Raw genomic sequence first — 16054 nt, 5'->3', positions numbered from 1 at the left:
GGCGCGGCCCGGTGTCCCACCCGGGCCGCGCCCCCGCCACCTGCCCCCTCAGGGGCGCGCGGTCATGTACTCGGTCCAGACACCGAGGGGGAAGGAGCCGGGGGACCTGGACGACCGGGAGGACCCGGACGACCCGGCCGACCCTGAGGACGCAGCGCCCAGCTTGTCCAGCGGCAGGAGCTCCTGGCTCCTGGGATCGATACGGGCCAGGGACACCGCCGTCGAGAGCCCGCCCCGGTAACCGACGAACCAGGCCGACTTGTTGTCCTGCGCGGTACCGGTCTTGCCCGCCGCCCCGGCCCCGGCGGCCTTGGCAGCGGCCGCGCTGCCATGACGGACGGCCTCCCGCAGCGCCTCGTCCACGGCCTTGGCCACGGGAGCGGGCAGCGCCTGGCGGGGCTTCGGCTTCTCCACGGGCACGTCCTCCCCGTTGCGGGTCAGCCCGGTGACCGAGTAGGGGTCGGTGTGCCGGCCGCGGGCCGCGAACGTGGCGTAGGCGTCGGCCATGCGGATCGCGCTGGGGGTCGCCGTGCCGAGCGAGAACGACGGGAGCTTCTCCCCGAGGCTGCTCTCCAGCAGACCGGTGTCCACCCCCACCTTGCCGACGCGGTCCAGACCGACGTCCATGCCCAGCTGCATCATCGAGGTGTTGACGGACTGCGCCACCGCGTTCTTGAGGGAGATCCTGCCCCAGGACCTGTCGTTGTCGTTGACGGCCTTGACGATCTTTCCCGAGCGGTCCCAGTAGGGGCCCTCCGGAGTGAGCAGCGAGATCTTGTTGTCGCCGTCGTAGAGCGTGGCCGGGGTGACGGGCGTCCGCGGCTTGCCGCGCTCGCGCTGGACGCCGTCGCGCAGCGCCGCGGCGTAGACGAACGGGGTGAACGCGCTCCCCGCGGGCACGACGGAGGAGTTGGCGTCGTTGAAACCCTGCTTCAGGTAGTCCTCACCGCCGTAGAGGGCGGTGATGCGTCCGTCGGTGGTCACGGAGGCCGCGCCGATCCGCACGGTGCGGTCGGGGCGGCGGGGATCCGGGCCGAGCGTCGGGCGTACCGTGCCCACGGCCTTGGCCAGCGCCGCCACCCCCTTCCGGTCGAAGGTGGTGTGGATCTGGTAGCCGCCGCGGGCGAAGTCCTGGTCGGAGATGTCCGTGTGCGCGCTCACATAGGCGCGGGCGGTCTCCACCAGGTAGCCGGTCTGGCCCGACAGCCCCGCGGGCCGGGGCGGCGCCACGGGCTCGGGGAAGCGGGTGTACCGGGCGCGCTCCTCCTTGGAGAGCTTGCCGATGGCCACCATCCGGTCCAGCACCCACTCCCACCGCTCGACGGCGCGCTCGTGGTTCTTGGCGCTGACGGCGGGGTCGTAGAGGGCCGCCCCCTTGAGCAGGGAGGCGAGGAAGGCGCCCTCGCTCGCGTTGAGCTCCGAGACGTCCTTGTTGTAGTAGGCGTGCGCGGCCCGCTGGATGCCGTAGGTTCCGCGCCCGTACCAACTGGTGTTCAGATAGCGTTCGAGGATCTCGTCCTTGTCCATCTTGCGGTCGAGCTTGATGGCGATGAACATCTCGCTGAGCTTGCGGGAGAACGTCTGCTCCTGGTTCAGGTAGGCGTTCTTCACGTACTGCTGCGTGATGGTGGAACCGCCCTGGGTGCTGCCCCCGGTGATCATCTTGGAGACGGCGCGGACCATGCCGCTGGGGGAGACCCCGCTGTCGGAGTAGAACGTCTCGTTCTCGGCCGCCAGAGCGGCCCACCGCACCTTCTCGGGGACCTTGTCGAGGGGCAGGTCCTGCCGGTTGACCTCGCCGGTGCGGGCCATCTCGGTGCCGTCGGCCCAGTAGTAGACGTTGTCCTGCTGGGTGGCGAAGGCGTTGAGGTCGGCGGGTATCTCCGTGCGCGCGTACAGGATCGCCAGGAGCCCGGTGATGACGCCGACACAGGAAAATATCAGCCCCAGGGTCTGCCGCCAGGACGGGACCCAGCGCCGCCAGCCCGACCGCCCCTGACGCGGATACACCGGACGCAACCGCCGCCCGAGGCGGCGCGCGGCCCCCCGGCCGGTGCCCGGAAGCCGACGCGGGACGGCGGGAACGGAGGCCTTCCGGGCATGTGCCCCTTTACGACGTTCGATCACTGCTCGACCCTATGGGATCGGATCCCAGGGGATTGTGCCGGTCTGTCGCGAAAACATCACGTTCCACTGTTGCTTCCTGCCGTGCGCCTTGAGAAGAACGACGACAGTACCCGGGAAACCTGTGCACGCCGACGGCCCGGCCGTCACCGCGCCGAACGGCCCCCTGCCGGAACGGCCGACCCGGCGGAATGCCGCCCACCGTTTCTCCCGGTACGAAGGGTACGCCTGCGACCGGATGACGCTCACGGGGGGTTGGCAGGTTCCCGGGACGGCGGGGCCGGACACCGCGACCGAGACGGCCCACGAGGACGCGTCCGCCGCGCCCCGCGACAGGATCGCCCGCCTCCTGTCGGCCGGGGAACCGCCCGTGGCTCACCGAACGGCTCGTGACGCGCCTTCACGAGCAGGCGGACGACACGGAAGCGGCGACGAAGACGCCTCAGCGGCTGACGGGAGGCGCGGAGGCAGGGGCGCCCTCCGACTCACCGGCGGTGGCGCGGCGCAGAACCAGGAGCACGAAGGCGAGTGCGGCGGCCGCCGCGGCGACCGCCAGGGCGTAGCGGGCGCCGTGGGGGGATCCGGCCAGGCCCCAGGTGGCGGAGGCGAGGGCGGGGCCGAGGGTGAAGCCGAGGTTGCGGGAGAGCTGGACGGCGGAGCCGGCGGTGCCCGCGGAGCGCGGCGGGGCGGCGTTCATCACGAGGGCCTGGGTGGGGCCTCCGTACAGGCCCATGCCGGCACCGGCGAGGGCCATCCGCCAGGCGACATCGGCCGAGGACCAGTCGCCGCGGCCGAGGAGGGTGAGCAGGAACAGTCCGAGTGTGGTGAGGGTGGCTCCGGCGACGGCGGTGGGACGGTGCCCGTACCGGTCGGCGAGGCGGCCGCCCAGGGGGCCGGCGATGCCCATGGCGAGGGGGAAGGCCAGGACGGTCAGCCCGGTGGCCGTCGCCGACAGCCCGCTGTCGTCCTGCAGCCGCAGGGCCACGACGTAATGCATGGCACCGAAGCCACAGGCGAGTGCGAACACGGCCGCGTAGACGCCGTGCGTACCCGAGGCACGGACGACGTCGATGACCGGCCGGGCGCCCGGGCCACGCAGCCACCGCACCGCGGGAGGCAGGGCGGCGAGCACCAGCAGGAGCCAGACGGGGGAGGTGGGGGCGAGGGTCAGGGCCAGCAGCAGGGCCGTGATGGCGCTGCCGACGAGGCCGGCGTCGGCCAGGAGCCGCCGGTTCGGCGGCACCGGGCGCCCCGGCCCGGGCAGGACACGGCGGGCCACCAGCAGCGCCGCCACACAGAACGGAAGCTTGACGAGGAACACCGCCCGCCAGCCGAACGCGTCCAGGAGGACACCACCCACGGCGGGACCGGTGACGGCACCGAGAGGCCCCAGCGTCGCCGGCACGCTCATGGCCCGCCCGCGCAGGTGCGGCGGCACGGACCGTGCGGCCAGTACGGGCATGAGGACGAACAGCACGGCCCCGAAGGCCCCTTGGAGGACACGGGCCGTGGCCAGCATGGGCATCCAGGGCGACGCCGCGGACAGCAGACCGCACAGGGCGAACCCGGAGGTGGACATCAGGACGGCGGACCGCAGACCGGTTCCCGTGCCGCTGCCGCTGACGTCGAGCCACCGCCCGGCGGGCAACAGCAGGGCGACTACGGCGAGTTGGTAGCCCAGTACCGCCCACTGCGCCATCGGCGCGGAGACGCGGAGGTCCCGTGCGATATCGGCGAGCGAGACGTTGACGATGTTCATGTCGAGCATGGCCACGAACGACAGCACACCGGCGATGGCGACCAGCACCCACCGTGGCCGCCCGTCCTCCGCCGGGTCCCGCTTCCCTATCGGGAGATCTTTCGCGTCGCGCTGCATCACGTGTCCCCTTCGAGGCCCAGGAGGCCGTCACTGACCGGGTGTTGAGAAGCTCGGCCGATGCGTACCGCAGGCGGCCGCTGTCCCGGTGGTCGGATGCGCCCGCGGAAGGGTTCCCCGGTCCGGGCGAGCCCGGCGGGCATCCGGTGCCGCTCCGGGGAAGGGCGCCGCTCCGAGGAAGTCGGCCGGTGGAGCACGGTGGTTCCCGGCCCGCGAGGGGAGATTGCTCACGCTCGTCACCTGTGCGGAGCCCGGCCGGAGGGCCGCCTCCGCATGCCAGCATGACACGGGCGGGGCCGTCGCCGAACGTCCGGATACGGCCCTCTCCCGGCCGCCCGTCGGCCCGCACCCGGCCCGCACATCCCCCGCAGCGGGCGGCACGGCCGACGGGCGGTGCCTCCCCGGCATATGGGGAACGCCCATAGGGGGAACGCCATAGGGGGAACGCGGAGTGGCAGGCGTCCGGGAACGGCGGCGCCTTTTCTCCGTCGTTTGCCCGTCTTCTCCGTCATTCTGTGCGTCGTCTTGGGGGAGAGGCTGTCCGCCGGGCTTGTCCGCCGGCCTGTTTTCCGGTTGGTTGGCCCATTGGTTCACCTTGTTGCTGTCGGCACGTCGGTGACGCCGGGCGGGCCGGGGGAGAGGGAACGGGAGACGCGGTGCGCGGAAGACCCGATCCGGTGTTCAACCGGTGAGGGGCAGAACTTGAACGCCCAGGCCGTCACGCACGGTGCCGGCGTCCGCTACGGCGGGAGAGCGCGCGCGGAGCCATGAGGTGACGCGGTCGTGGCCGATTCGCGGGTATGACCGGAGGTTCGAACACCGCTTTCCTTGAACGGTCTTGCAGGTCCATCGTTCTGGTGGGCCGTCAGCAGCGCAGCTTGCCCCGACCGTGCCCGAACCGACTTCTGCTTCCCGCTACGTCCTTGAACGAGAAGTCCGCCCCAGCGCCGGAGGTAGTGACGTCGATGCCGCGAGGTACGTTCGTCAGGTGCCGTGCGATCGCCCGTACCGGCCCGCTGCCCGGCGGCCCGCCCTTGTCTGTCGGCCTCGTGCCGGGACACGCTCCGAACCGAGAGCGACACGTGCGCGAGCTGACGCCGACCGCCCAGGAACGCGGCCACGCCGACACCCCGGGACGCCGTGCCCCGCGGGAGGCTGTTCCGTACGCCGACGGGCGCGCCCGCTCGTGCCGGGGTTCGCGCCTGTGCCCGTGCCCGTCGGCGGACCGGACGTCCGGACGGGCGGCCGGTACGGGCGCGTACGGCACCACCGCCACGGTCTCCGACCGCGATCGCGCCCTCGACATGGTGACGTGCCTGCTCAGCGCCGTCGGCACCCTGTTCGGCACCGACGAGACGTCTTCGCGCGGCCCGGCACGGGCATCCGGCACGCATACCGGGCGGCGTCCGCGGCGGCAGGACTCGTCGCCGCCTTCGTGCCACTGGACAACGACGGCCCCGACCTCATCGTCATCGTCGGCACCCACACCGAAAGGTCCCCATGGACGTCCGTGAACTGAAGATCGCCGGCGCCTACCACTGTGTCCCCGACACCTTCCCCGATGCCCGCGGCCACCTCGCCTCGCCCTACCAGGAAGCGGCATTCACCGCGGCCACAGGACACGGCCTGTTCCCCGTCCGGCAGACCAACCACAGCCGTTCGCGCCGTGGGGTCGTACGCGGCGTCCACTTCACCACGACTCCGCCGGGCCAGGCCAAATACGTCCACTGTTCCCAGGGCAGGGCGCTGGACATCGTGGTGGACGTGCGCGTCGGCTCACCCACCTTCGGGGTCTGGGAGTCGGTCGTGCTCACCGCCGAACACCCCAGCGGCGTCTACCTCCCCATCGGCGTCGGCCACGCCTTCGTCGCCCTGGAGGACACCGCCATGACCTACCTGCTCTCCGTCGGCTACACAGCCGCACACGAGCAGGCCGTCTCTGTCTTCGACCCGACCCTGGACCTCCCCGTTCCGCACGACGGGACCGTCATCCTCTCCGAACGCGACCGCGACGCCCTGACCCTGGCCGAGGCCGCCGACCGGGACCTGCTGCCGCACTACGACACATCCCTGGCCGTCGAAGCAGCCCTCTACGGCACGCCGCCGGCGGAGGCGCACACACGGCCCGGCACGGTCCCAGGTACACCGGGCACGCCGGGGCCGCAGGGGAGCGACGCATGAACGCGGCGCACGACGGGCGGCCGCTGGTGACGGTGCTCGGCGCCTCCGGATTCGTCGGATCGGCCGTCGCGGCCGAGCTCGCCCGCCGTCCGGTCCGGCTGCGCCTGGTCACCCGGGGCCACCGGCCCCCTGCGGCCGTCAAGGACGTCAAGGACGCCAACGACACAGAAGTGCGCACCGCCGACGCCACCGACCGGGCAGCCCTCGCCGCCGCCGTCGCCGGGTCCGACGTCGTCATCCACCTGCTGGCCCACATGTCCAGCGGCACCAACTGGCGAGGGGCGGACCCCGTCGCCGAACGCGTCAACGTCGGATCCATGCGCCACCTGACCGACATCCTGCGCCCCGGCCCCGACGGACGCCCGGCCACCGTGATCTACGCCGGAGCGGCCAGTCAGGTCGGCATGCCCGCCGCCCTGCGCATCGACGGCTCCGAACCCGACGAGCCGCAGACTGCCTACGACCGGCAGAAGCTCGCCGCGGAGCACCTGCTGGAAGCGGCGACAGGGGCGGGAAACGTCCACGGGATCACCCTGCGCCTGCCCACCGTCATCGGCTGTGCCCCCGGCGGCACCGTGTCCAAGGGCGTCGTGGCCGCCATGACCACCCGGGCGCTGGCGGGCGAACCCATCACCATGTGGCACGACGGCTCCGTCCGCCGCGACCTGCTGCACGTCGACGACGTCGCCCTGGCCTTCGCCTCCGCCCTCGACCACGGACACGAACTGGCCGGCCGTCACTGGCTGATCGGCAGCGGCCGCGGTGAGCCCCTCGGCACCGTCTTCCGCCGGATCGCCGAACTGGTCGCGGCCCGCACCGGTCGGCCCCCGGTTCCCGTGCTGACGGTACGTCCGCCCGAGTACGCCGAACTCAGCGACTTCCACAGCGTGGAAATCGACTCCGCGGCCTTCCGCGGCGTCACCGGCTGGCAGCCGCGCCTCACGCTGGAGCAGGCCCTGGAACGCACGGTGGACGCCATGCACCGGCACACCGTGGAGAGCCGGCAGCCGTCGTGACCGTCGCCGGGCCGCGAACTCAGCCGTACTTCCGCCGGCACGCCATCGAGGGAGGAGAAGACGATGCCCGAGCCACCGACCGTCCCCACAGAGGCGCCATCCCCGGACCACGGACCGACGCGCGAGCAGCCGGCCTCCGGGCTCGGCCCGCGATGGCGCATCGAGGTCGACCGGAACGTGTGCGCCGGCACCGGACTCTGCCTGGGGACCGCCGCCGGACACATGCGCCTCGACGGGGGCAGGGCCCGGCCCGTCCACGCCACCGTCGCCCCCGACCCGCGCCTGACGGACGCCGCCGACACCTGCCCGATGGAGGCGATCACCGTCCGCGACGCCACAACGGGGGACGTCCTCGCGCCGGCACGGTAGCGCGGAGGGCTTCCGTTTCCCGAATCCATGAACGTGCGAAGTGAGGTGTGCATGAGCGTGTTGGTGTGGGCTTATGGCGAGGAGTACGAGGAGGAACGCGAGGACATCCTCGATGCCGTGGACACCGTCTTCTCCTCGGGGTGCCTGGTACTGGGCCCGAGCGTGCGGAATTTCGAGGCGGAATTCGCCGAATACCATGGCCTCGGCCACTGCGTGGGCGTGGACAACGGAACGAACGCGGTGAAGCTGGCGCTCCAGGCGCTCGGCATCGGACCCGGCGACGAAGTGATCACCGTGTCGAACACAGCCGCCCCCACCGTCGTCGCTATCGCCGGTACCGGTGCGGACGTGAAATTCGTCGACATCGACCCGACGACCTATCTGATGGACACGGCACAACTGGCCGCCGCCGTGACCCCCCGCACCCGTTGCGTCGTACCGGTTCACCTGTACGGCCAGTGCGTCGCCATGACCGACATCGCCGAACTGGCCCGCACACACGGCCTCTCGATCGTCGAGGACTGCGCCCAGGCCCACGGCGCACGCCACCGGGGACAACTCGCCGGTACTTTCGGCGACGCCGCCGCCTATTCCTTCTACCCCACCAAAGTACTCGGCGCCTACGGCGACGGGGGAGCGGTCCTCACCCGCGGCCCGGACACCGACCGGGCCCTGCGCCGACTGCGCTACTACGGTATGGAGGACCGCTATTTCGTCGAGGCCCTGCCCGGCCACAACAGCAGACTCGACGAAGTACAGGCGGAAATCCTGCGCCGAAAGCTACGTCGGCTCGACACCTATATCGCCGCCCGCCGCGCGGTCGCCGACCGATACCAGGAAGCCCTGAAGGACACCCCACTCGTCCTCCCGCACATCGCGCCCGGGAACGACCACGTCTATTACGTGTACGTCGTGCGCCACCCGCAACGCGACCTCATCCTCGAGCGCCTGCGCACCCACGGCATCGAACTCAACGTCAGCTACCGCTGGCCCGTCCACACCATGACCGCCTTCGCCGGCACACCGGCCGGCGACACCCACCTCCCGGCCACCGAGCAATGCGCCGACGAGATCTTCTCGTTGCCCATGTACCCCTCACTCCGCCCCGACCTCCAGGACCGGGTGATCGAGGCCCTGCTCAAGGTGCTCTCCACCCTCGACCCGGCCTGACCTAACCTGACCTGGCCTGACCAACGAGCGGCCGCCGGCCCCTTCGCCTCCTTGAGCTTCCTCGGACCCCTCCGACCGGCGGCCGCATTCTCGATGCCGAGAACGGCACGATGACCACCACCCATCAACGGAACGATCAAGCCACCCCGGCCACCCGGGCTCCGAACCGTCCAAGGACCGCCTCCGAGTTGGATGTGGCTCTTCGTCAGGGACGCCGCGCGCGTATGCTGCGGCGGATGGAGATCCGCACGGCCTCTGACGAGGACTGGCCTGGCATTTACCGGTTCTACTCGGTAATCATGACCGAAGGCAGGACATACGCGTTTCCTGAGGGACAGACCCTCGAAGAGGCACGGCCGTGGTGGATGGAGCAATGGCCGGGGCGCACTGTGGTCGCCGTGGAAGAGGGCGAGATCGTGGGTTCGGCGAAGATGGGGCCGAACCGGCCCGGACGCGGCTCCCACATCGGCACGGCCTCGTTCCTGGTCGACCCGGCCCATCAGGGCAAGGGCATCGGGCGCGCGCTCGGCGAGTACGTCATCGGCTGGAGCCGTGCGGAGGGCTTCCGCGGAATCCAGTTCAACGCGGTCGTCGAGACCAACGGCCCGGCGGTGCGCCTGTGGAAGTCGCTGGGCTTCGAGGTGATCGGCACCGTGCCGGACGCCTTCGACCACCCGGAGCACGGCCTGGTCGGGCTGCATGTGATGCACCACCGACTCTGAAGGGAGCCGGGGACAGGAACGGCGGCTTGGGTTCCACTGGGTCCAGCTCTCTCGGTGGCCCGGCTTGCCGAATCCGCCGACGCCGGCGCTCCTCAACTGCTACGCAAGCTCGGCAGCGTCCCTCTGCGGTAATTCGATGGCGCGAGCGAAGCAGTGTGTCCACCCTGTCCCCGTGGGAGAACCCAAGTATCAGATCCGCGCCCTGTACACCGACTCCACCGTCACCGTCTACCAGGCGTACCCGCCGGAGATCGGTCTGCCGACGGCCCGGGAGGGCCGCTTCCCGGAGCTGTGGCAGCGGAACCGGATGACATGGATCAAGCCGTCGTTCCTGTGGATGATGTACCGCTGCGGATGGGGCACCAAGGAAGGCCAGGAAACCGTCCTCGCCGTCGAGATCACCCGTGAAGGCTTCGAGTGGGCACTGGCACACGCCTGCCTGTCCCGGTACGAGCACGGGCCCCACGCCGACCACGCCACCTGGAAGCGCCGGCTGAAGCGGGCCCCGGCCCGCGTCCAATGGGACCCCGAACGCGACCTGCGCCTTCAGCCGCTTCCCCACCGGTCACTCCAGCTCGGTCTCGCCGGCGAAGCCGCACGTCTCTACGCCGACGAGTGGATCGTCTCCACAACCGACATCACATCACTCGCCCATACGATCCACGCCCATCTGCGAGACAGCGACATGGACGCTGCGCGGCAACTCCTGCCCCATGAACGCCCCTACCCCGTGTACGACAAGATTCTGACCCACCTACATCAATGAGCCAGTCCCGCCAAAACGAGGTGATCTCTGAACCTCCGTCCACGTCGTGCGGCGCCGATGGAGGTTCAGACGGCGTCAACGCGGCTGATGATCTTTCGGGGGCTGCTGGAACCTCCCCGATCGTGCACGCTCCTGATCACGCGGGAGGGGAGAGTTGTTCGAGCACCCATACAGGGTCGGGATTGGTGTACGGCTGACCCGCCACGACGACGGTCGGCACGGTCTCATTGCCGTCGTTGGCTGCCCTGACCGTTTCCGCTCCAGCCGGGTCACGCCAGATGTTGACCCAATGCAACTGTCGGGCGCTACGGCCCAACCGGATACGCAGTCGCACACAGTACTTGCAGCCCGGCCGCCAGAAGACGACTGGCCGGCCGTCGACCGCGCTGCGGCGTTGCGCCTCCACCGCACCGATCGGCCTCGGGAATATCAGAGGCGAGTTCATGCCTGCGAGCAGTACAAACGCCAGCAGGAGTACTGCGGCTGCGCCGGGGCTCCCACCGAGGACCAGTCCAGTCGCAACGGCTGAGCCGCAGAGCACAAGCAGCATCGGCAGGATCCAAGGGCGCATCATGGTCATGCAGGCTATCGGTGAGTCGAAAAGCTCTGCGGACCAGGCTGTTGCCCTGGGGTCTGTGAGGAAAGCTGTGGCCGTCGAGACGCTGAATTGCTTGCGCGCAGCTCGCGGGGCTTCGAGGATGGACCCATGCCTGAAGCCCCTGACGTCGCGACCGCCTGGCGCTGGCTCTTGGAACGCAAGCCCGGCACTCGGGGGCAATAGACGACTCCCTCTTGGCCGTCGTCGAGGCCGCACACGCCGAGCCGTGCCTGCGCGGCCTCTACCCCTTCCCGACGCACGGGACGCTGCACTTCCTGCGTAGCGCCCCGCCGTGGGCTGAACGGAACCACGACGACCTTCCCTTCATCCTGTACGGCGGACCGCCGTACGAGGTCTACACGTCCGGCTATGCCGACCTCCTTGGCGAGGCCGCGACACCTGAGGAAGCCGCCGCTCTCGTGGTGAGCCACGTGGCTCCGGATGTAGTCATGGAGAGGGGGAAGTAGGCGGGCGCGAGCTGGGCGGTGCCTGCCTACTGCGCCGATGAGGAGGAGTCTGTCCTGGCCGCTCGTTGAGGACGGCGATCAGCACAGTTGCCTGGTAGCGACCGCGCGGGGCCGCTGATCACCACCGTCGGCAGCTTCTGCCTCTGCTCGACCACAAGGTGAATCCTGCTGGTGTGGAGTCGACGTTCACGTCCCAGGTGATCATGCCCTTTGTATCGGCCTCGGCCTGGATCCGAGTGACGGTCCGAGCCCAGGTGCTGTCCCTCTGCCAGCGCCGGAACCGGTCATGGACCCGGTCCCACGGCCCGTAGCGTTCCGGCATATCCCGCCAGGGGGCGCCGTTCCGGGTCCGCCACCGTATTCCGTCTACCAGCTGCCGCCGGGTCCACACCGGCGGACGACCCGGCTTGATACCACGCGGCAGCAGCGGTTCAAGCCGGTCCCACTGGCCGTTCGTCAGTTCCCCGCGTCCCATGGAACGTGATCACCAACGACCAAGATCCACTTCCACAACAGGCTCTAGACTTGCCGTTTTTGGTCCGCCGTCGAACGGGGCTCGAACTTGTTCGGGGTTCTCCTGTTCACGGCGTGTCCGTGGGTCCGCGGCTTGGTCCTGCGGGGAGGGTCGGCGCGGCGGGTGGAGGCCGGATCGTGGAACGGGTCGAGCATGGGGTCCAACGCGACGCGTTCGCGGTGGTGACGGCGTTCCGAACCGAGCTCCACGCGTCCCTGCTCGCCCGGGGCGACGCCCTCTTCAAGCTGTGCGACGCCCTGTTGGGCACCGACCGCCCGGTTCGGACGCTCGTGGACCTGGCCCTTGCGCCCGAGCACCGGCGCGGCGCCCTGTATGCCGGGCTGAACCAGGGCAGGGTCGACGTCGCCCTGCTGCGGCGGGTCCTGGTCGGGGTGCCGTTGCCCCGGGCCGCCGACGGGCGCCTGGTGCTCGCGGTGGATGTGCCGCCGTGGCTGCGGCCGGACGCGGACACGTGCTCGGACCGGTCGTTCTGCCACACCTTCGGCCGGGGCATGGGAAAACACAGATGGTGCCCGGCTGGCCCTACTCGATCGTCGCCGCGCTGGAGACCGGCCGCACCTCCTGGACCGCGCTGCTCGACGCGATCCGGCTGGAACCCCGCGCCGATCTCGCGGCCGTCACCGCCGCCCAGGTCCGCGAGGTCGTCCAACGCCTCATCGCGTCGGGCCAGTGGCGGCGGGGTCAACCGGACGTCCTCGTCGTCCTCGACGCCGCACGACGCGCCTCGGATCGCCCGTCTTCTGAAGGACACGCCGATCGAGGTCCTGGGCCGGCTCAGGCCGGACCGGGTGATGCGCAAGCCGGTCCCCGTCCCGTGGATCTGCCCACCGCAGGGCGGGCGTCCCCCGAAACACGGCGGCGAGTGTGTGTTCGGCGACCCGGCCACCCGGGGCGAGGCGTCGACCGTCACCTCCACGACCACGCAGCGGTACGGGACCCCGACCGCGCAGGCGTGGGACCGGCTCCCCCCCCGGCTGACCCGCAGAACCGCGTGGGGGAACCACGAAGGGCCGCTGCCGATCATCGAGGGCACCGTAATCCGGTTGACCGTGGCGAAACTGCCCAGCGGCGGGGTCAACAAGCCGGTCCGGCTGTGGTGGTCGGGCACCGGGATCGCTCCCGAGGACGTCGACCGGTGCTGGCGGGCGTTCCTGCGAAGGCTCGACGTCGAGCACACGCTCGCCTGCTCAGGCAAACCCTCGGCAGGACTCGGCCCAAGCTCCGCGACTCCGCCGCGGCCGACCGCTGGACGTGGCTCGTCCTGGCCGCACACGCGCAACTCCGCCTCGCCCGGCCACTCGCACGGGACCTCCCCGGACCGTGGGAACGACCGGCGGAACCGAACGGGCTCACCCCGGCCCGCGTCCGCCGGGGGTTCAGGAACCTGCGCGCACGGACGGGCACGCCGGCTCGTGCACCGAAACCCACCCGACCAGGCCCCGACCGCCCACTCGGCTCGCAGAACCAGCAGCCCGTCACCCGCTACAACGTCGGACGCGTCCTCGCCACCGCCGAGTCCTGCGCCCAGCCCTCACACCACAAGGCCGGCACCAAGCCCCGGCGCACTGGATGCACGTCAGGCCTAGACTCTGACGATGATCGAGATCCTCGACAACCTGGACGTGCTGTCCCGACCACACCTCGACCTCACGACCGTCGAGATGGGCGGCACGGCGCTGGGAGCACCAGCCACCAGCATTCCACGCCGGATCATCATTCAGGCGCAGTCCTCCGTAGTCGCCCGGTCCCTCGCCGGGACCAACATGACAGCGAGTACTACGACGCCGACGGGCGGCGGCTGACCCTCGACGAGGTCGTCGATCACGCTGCCCAGTCAGACGGGTTCTTGTACTGCGCCGACAAGCTCACCTACAAGATTCGAGCCGGAGCCGTCGTCGGCTTCGCGATCTACGGACCTCATCTCTCCCATTTCGCCCACCTGACCTCGTACGAGGATCTCCTGGCCGTGTTCGGCACACCCGACAGGGCGCACGAAGCCGAGACACACGGCGACCTCATGGGCTACGACAACTACTACTGGGGCGCGCAGAAGTATGTGCGGTGGGACGCCTGGGACGAACCGAATAAGCCTGATCAACCTGGGCGCTTTCGAGGGCAACGCAGGTCCGTGACCTTGCCGGATCCAGGCTACGAGAGTGTGCTCCGACCAAGGTGCCCTGATCAAGACGGAGGCTGTGAGGGCGAGCCTGCTGCTTGATGCCGGTCCAGGGGAAGCGGCCGCGGCCGCGTCCCGCTTCCGGGACGATCTGTTCGACTCCTGACCGCGCGCGGGGACGAACTGTTCGAGCCGGTGGGCGCGTTGCTGTATGCGGGCGGGCCGGTGGGAGCGGCAGTGGATCCGACGCTCGGTGGCCGAGCACCGGCGTGGGCACGGCGCCATGTACGACGGCCTGAAAAACCGGAATGTGTACGCGTCCCGGCTGCGTCAGCTGCTCCTCGGCCTGCCCAGCCGCGGGAACCTTGTCCAATCTGATCGTGACCACCACCGACGGAGCCGTCCGCGGAGACCTCACCGGCGACAGGGGCGTTGAGGCGCGGCGCTGACTCGACCTGCCCGGCGTGCCGCGCAAGCGAGGCCTGCTCGACATCGTCGCCGGGCTGGGCCGAGTCCAGCGCAGCATCGATGTGTCCGGAGGCGGCTCTGACATCGTTGTCGCGCTGTTCGGCCATTTTCGGGCGCCACGGTCATCGCCGGAAGCCTCGCCGTGCCGCGGGTGTGGGATCGTTCCGACCTTCCGGCGTGCAGAGCGGTACCCCTATGTCTACGAGTTCGCCTGGTGGTCACCTGCCAACGATGGCCGACTTGGCGCGGCGCACGCGGTGGATCTCCCCTTCGTTTTCGACTATCTGATCCTTCCGACGCCGCACGGAGAGCGGGGACCCCTGGGCTCTGCCGAGCCGCACGCGTCGCTGGCCGCGGAGACGCACGTGGCGTGGTTGCCCTTCGCATGGACCGGTTCCCCCCCGGCCGGTCGCCGTTCGGCCGGGGGATGCGGGGCCGGCGCGAGCCCCGCGCCGGATATTCACTTATGGGTGGCCAGTCGCTCACGCCACCAGGCCACCGTGGCCTCGACCTGCTGGTCGACGGGCGTGGCACGGACCGTGAACGCTGCCTCGTAAGCGCTCGAGTCAACGACGAACGGGCCGTCGAACTGGTAACGAATCTCCTTGAGTTCGCGTATCAGAGGGGAGAAGGCCGACGCGAGGCCCAACACGGCCGACGGCATCCCACGTACCGCCACCGGCCCCGTCCCCGCCTGGCCGGCGAGGCGATCCACCATCTCCCGGACGGACAGCGGGGGCTCCGTCGGAATGTGCCAGGGCCGTCCCCAGGCCCGTTCGTCGCCCGCGACCTCGACCAGGGCCCTGGCAACATCGGGGAGGTAGCTCCAGCTGTGTGGGGCACCCGGGTCCCCGAGGGCGGAGACCGGCTTGCCGCGCAGCAGACGCGGCATCACCCGAGAGGCGAGGTGTCCGCCGTCCGTCACGCCGGGCCCGAAGAAGTCCGAGGCCCGTACCTCGACTGCCCTGATACGTCCCTGCTCGTGCAGTCTCCGTGCCTGCTCCCAGAGGCCGGCGCGCACTCGCCCCTTGGGGCCGGTCGCCGTGAGCGGCAGGTCCTCGGTCAAGAGGCCGTCAACCGGGCCGTATCCGTAGAGGTTGCCCAGCATGACCAGGGCAGCCCCGGTCGCCTCGGCCGCCGCACAGACCGACGAGGCCAGCGGCGGCCATTCCTTGACCCAGCGATGCAGGGGCGGCGCGGCGCAGCTGAAGATCGCGGCCGCGCCCCGCGCGGCCTCGACCAGTCGCTCACCATCCGTCGCGTCCAACGCGATGTGCTCGATGCCAGGCTCCGGGGCGCGCTCCGACTTGGTGATGACTTGTACCGAATGCCCCTCCTCGGCCAGCAGCCGAGCAGTGGCCGCCCCGGCGGGACCGAAACCTACGACGACATAGATGCTCACCTGCGCACATTAGTACGACTTGTTGGGCGGTGTGTTGGTTGGTGTTCGCTATGGGTGGTGGTGTGGGTGGGGTGTGTGGGTGGTGTAGTGGGTGGGGTGGGTGGGGTGGTTGGGGGTGCCTTGTTGGGCGGCTTGGGTGTGGGGGAGGAGTTGGTAGGTGTTGTGGGGGTGTTTGAGGAGGGTGGCGTGCCAGGGGGTGGTCCAGGGGTTGGTGGTGTTGAGGAGTTTGATGCCGTATTTGGGG

The 16054-nt window shown here is 70.3% G+C and carries 14 protein-coding genes and 3 pseudogenes; 11 read left to right on the top strand and 6 right to left on the bottom strand.

Annotated elements, in window-relative coordinates; all coding sequences use genetic code 11:
• Positions 1-48 precede the first annotated feature (48 nt).
• Both HN013_RS29895 and HN013_RS29890 read right to left on the bottom strand, forming a co-directional pair.
• A complete protein-coding gene (locus HN013_RS29895; protein WP_212764993.1) occupies positions 49-2019 on the bottom strand; it encodes a transglycosylase domain-containing protein in 1971 nt (656 codons plus the stop codon).
• 547 nt (positions 2020-2566) lie between these two features.
• The gene (locus tag HN013_RS29890; RefSeq protein ID WP_171171762.1) at positions 2567-4000 is read right to left on the bottom strand and encodes an MFS transporter; all 1434 of its coding nucleotides are present in this window, start codon (positions 3998-4000) and stop codon (positions 2567-2569) included.
• A 1312-nt stretch (positions 4001-5312) separates the two neighbouring features.
• On the opposite strand from HN013_RS29890, the gene HN013_RS29885 reads away from it, so the two are divergent.
• From HN013_RS29885 to HN013_RS29855, 7 genes are all read left to right on the top strand, one after another.
• Positions 5313-5519, top strand: a complete 207-nt coding sequence (locus tag HN013_RS29885; protein ID WP_171171760.1) for a hypothetical protein — start codon at positions 5313-5315, stop codon at positions 5517-5519.
• Positions 5501-6181, top strand: a complete 681-nt coding sequence (locus tag HN013_RS29880; RefSeq protein WP_171171758.1) for a dTDP-4-dehydrorhamnose 3,5-epimerase family protein — start codon at positions 5501-5503, stop codon at positions 6179-6181. Before HN013_RS29885 ends, HN013_RS29880 begins: the two co-directional genes overlap by 19 nt.
• Positions 6178-7197 carry an NAD(P)-dependent oxidoreductase gene (locus HN013_RS29875; RefSeq protein ID WP_171171756.1) on the top strand — a complete coding sequence of 340 codons (1020 nt, stop codon included), beginning with the start codon at positions 6178-6180 and terminating at the stop codon, positions 7195-7197. Before HN013_RS29880 ends, HN013_RS29875 begins: the two co-directional genes overlap by 4 nt.
• A gap of 63 nt (positions 7198-7260) precedes the next feature.
• Positions 7261-7566: a ferredoxin gene (locus tag HN013_RS29870; RefSeq protein WP_171171755.1), complete on the top strand. Its 306-nt coding sequence runs from the start codon at positions 7261-7263 to the stop codon at positions 7564-7566.
• Between the two features lie 51 nt (positions 7567-7617).
• Positions 7618-8736 (top strand): DegT/DnrJ/EryC1/StrS aminotransferase family protein, encoded by a 1119-nt coding sequence (locus HN013_RS29865; RefSeq protein ID WP_171171754.1) that lies wholly within the window; start codon positions 7618-7620, stop codon positions 8734-8736.
• A 236-nt stretch (positions 8737-8972) separates the two neighbouring features.
• Positions 8973-9458, top strand: a complete 486-nt coding sequence (locus tag HN013_RS29860; protein ID WP_171171752.1) for a GNAT family N-acetyltransferase — start codon at positions 8973-8975, stop codon at positions 9456-9458.
• A 136-nt stretch (positions 9459-9594) separates the two neighbouring features.
• Entirely contained in the window at positions 9595-10224 is a 630-nt protein-coding gene (locus HN013_RS29855; protein WP_171171750.1) for a DUF4291 domain-containing protein, read from the top strand.
• 136 nt (positions 10225-10360) lie between these two features.
• Here the strand turns inward: HN013_RS29855 and HN013_RS29850 are convergent, their stop codons facing one another.
• Positions 10361-10798 (bottom strand): glutaredoxin domain-containing protein, encoded by a 438-nt coding sequence (locus HN013_RS29850; RefSeq protein WP_171171779.1) that lies wholly within the window; start codon positions 10796-10798, stop codon positions 10361-10363.
• Positions 10799-11016: 218 nt separating this feature from the next.
• Between HN013_RS29850 and HN013_RS29845 the strand changes: the two genes are divergently transcribed.
• The gene (locus HN013_RS29845; protein WP_249375595.1) at positions 11017-11289 is read left to right on the top strand and encodes a DUF6193 family natural product biosynthesis protein; all 273 of its coding nucleotides are present in this window, start codon (positions 11017-11019) and stop codon (positions 11287-11289) included.
• A 118-nt stretch (positions 11290-11407) separates the two neighbouring features.
• On the opposite strand, the gene HN013_RS29840 is transcribed toward HN013_RS29845, so the two are convergent.
• Complete coding sequence (locus HN013_RS29840) at positions 11408-11764, bottom strand: transposase (protein ID WP_249375593.1); 357 nt, start codon at positions 11762-11764, stop codon at positions 11408-11410.
• Positions 11765-11940: 176 nt separating this feature from the next.
• Between HN013_RS29840 and HN013_RS29835 the strand changes: the two are divergent.
• The 3 genes and pseudogenes from HN013_RS29835 to HN013_RS33805 all read left to right on the top strand — a co-directional run.
• Positions 11941-13391, top strand: a pseudogene (locus tag HN013_RS29835) (NF041680 family putative transposase); the annotation flags it as partial.
• Between the two features lie 28 nt (positions 13392-13419).
• Complete coding sequence (locus HN013_RS29830) at positions 13420-13626, top strand: hypothetical protein (protein WP_171171746.1); 207 nt, start codon at positions 13420-13422, stop codon at positions 13624-13626.
• A 393-nt stretch (positions 13627-14019) separates the two neighbouring features.
• Positions 14020-14292, top strand: a pseudogene (locus tag HN013_RS33805) (transposase); the annotation flags it as partial.
• A gap of 576 nt (positions 14293-14868) precedes the next feature.
• Here HN013_RS33805 and HN013_RS29825 read toward each other — a convergent pair.
• Both HN013_RS29825 and HN013_RS29820 read right to left on the bottom strand, forming a co-directional pair.
• Positions 14869-15810: an NAD-dependent epimerase/dehydratase family protein gene (locus HN013_RS29825; RefSeq protein ID WP_171171748.1), complete on the bottom strand. Its 942-nt coding sequence runs from the start codon at positions 15808-15810 to the stop codon at positions 14869-14871.
• A gap of 48 nt (positions 15811-15858) precedes the next feature.
• A pseudogene (locus tag HN013_RS29820) lies at positions 15859-16054 on the bottom strand (isocyanide synthase family protein); the annotation flags it as partial.

Source organism: Streptomyces sp. I05A-00742 (genome assembly GCF_013055795.1).
In the GTDB taxonomy this organism is placed as follows: domain Bacteria; phylum Actinomycetota; class Actinomycetes; order Streptomycetales; family Streptomycetaceae; genus Streptomyces.
The sequence above is the reverse complement of the archived record's forward strand: the minus strand, read 5'-3'. Positions and strand labels throughout refer to the sequence as shown.

What these genes read in the sequence shown, in the direction of transcription:
- HN013_RS29840 (WP_249375593.1), bottom strand. Translation starts at nt 11,764, where the DNA reads ATGGGACGCGGGGAACTGACGAACGGCCAGTGGGACCGGCTTGAACCG.
- HN013_RS29830 (WP_171171746.1), top strand. Translation starts at nt 13,420, where the DNA reads ATGATCGAGATCCTCGACAACCTGGACGTGCTGTCCCGACCACACCTC.
- HN013_RS29880 (WP_171171758.1), top strand. Translation starts at nt 5,501, where the DNA reads ATGGACGTCCGTGAACTGAAGATCGCCGGCGCCTACCACTGTGTCCCC.
- HN013_RS29865 (WP_171171754.1), top strand. Translation starts at nt 7,618, where the DNA reads ATGAGCGTGTTGGTGTGGGCTTATGGCGAGGAGTACGAGGAGGAACGC.
- HN013_RS29875 (WP_171171756.1), top strand. Translation starts at nt 6,178, where the DNA reads ATGAACGCGGCGCACGACGGGCGGCCGCTGGTGACGGTGCTCGGCGCC.
- HN013_RS29860 (WP_171171752.1), top strand. Translation starts at nt 8,973, where the DNA reads ATGGAGATCCGCACGGCCTCTGACGAGGACTGGCCTGGCATTTACCGG.
- HN013_RS29850 (WP_171171779.1), bottom strand. Translation starts at nt 10,798, where the DNA reads ATGATGCGCCCTTGGATCCTGCCGATGCTGCTTGTGCTCTGCGGCTCA.
- HN013_RS29870 (WP_171171755.1), top strand. Translation starts at nt 7,261, where the DNA reads ATGCCCGAGCCACCGACCGTCCCCACAGAGGCGCCATCCCCGGACCAC.
- HN013_RS29855 (WP_171171750.1), top strand. Translation starts at nt 9,595, where the DNA reads ATGGCGCGAGCGAAGCAGTGTGTCCACCCTGTCCCCGTGGGAGAACCC.
- HN013_RS29890 (WP_171171762.1), bottom strand. Translation starts at nt 4,000, where the DNA reads ATGCAGCGCGACGCGAAAGATCTCCCGATAGGGAAGCGGGACCCGGCG.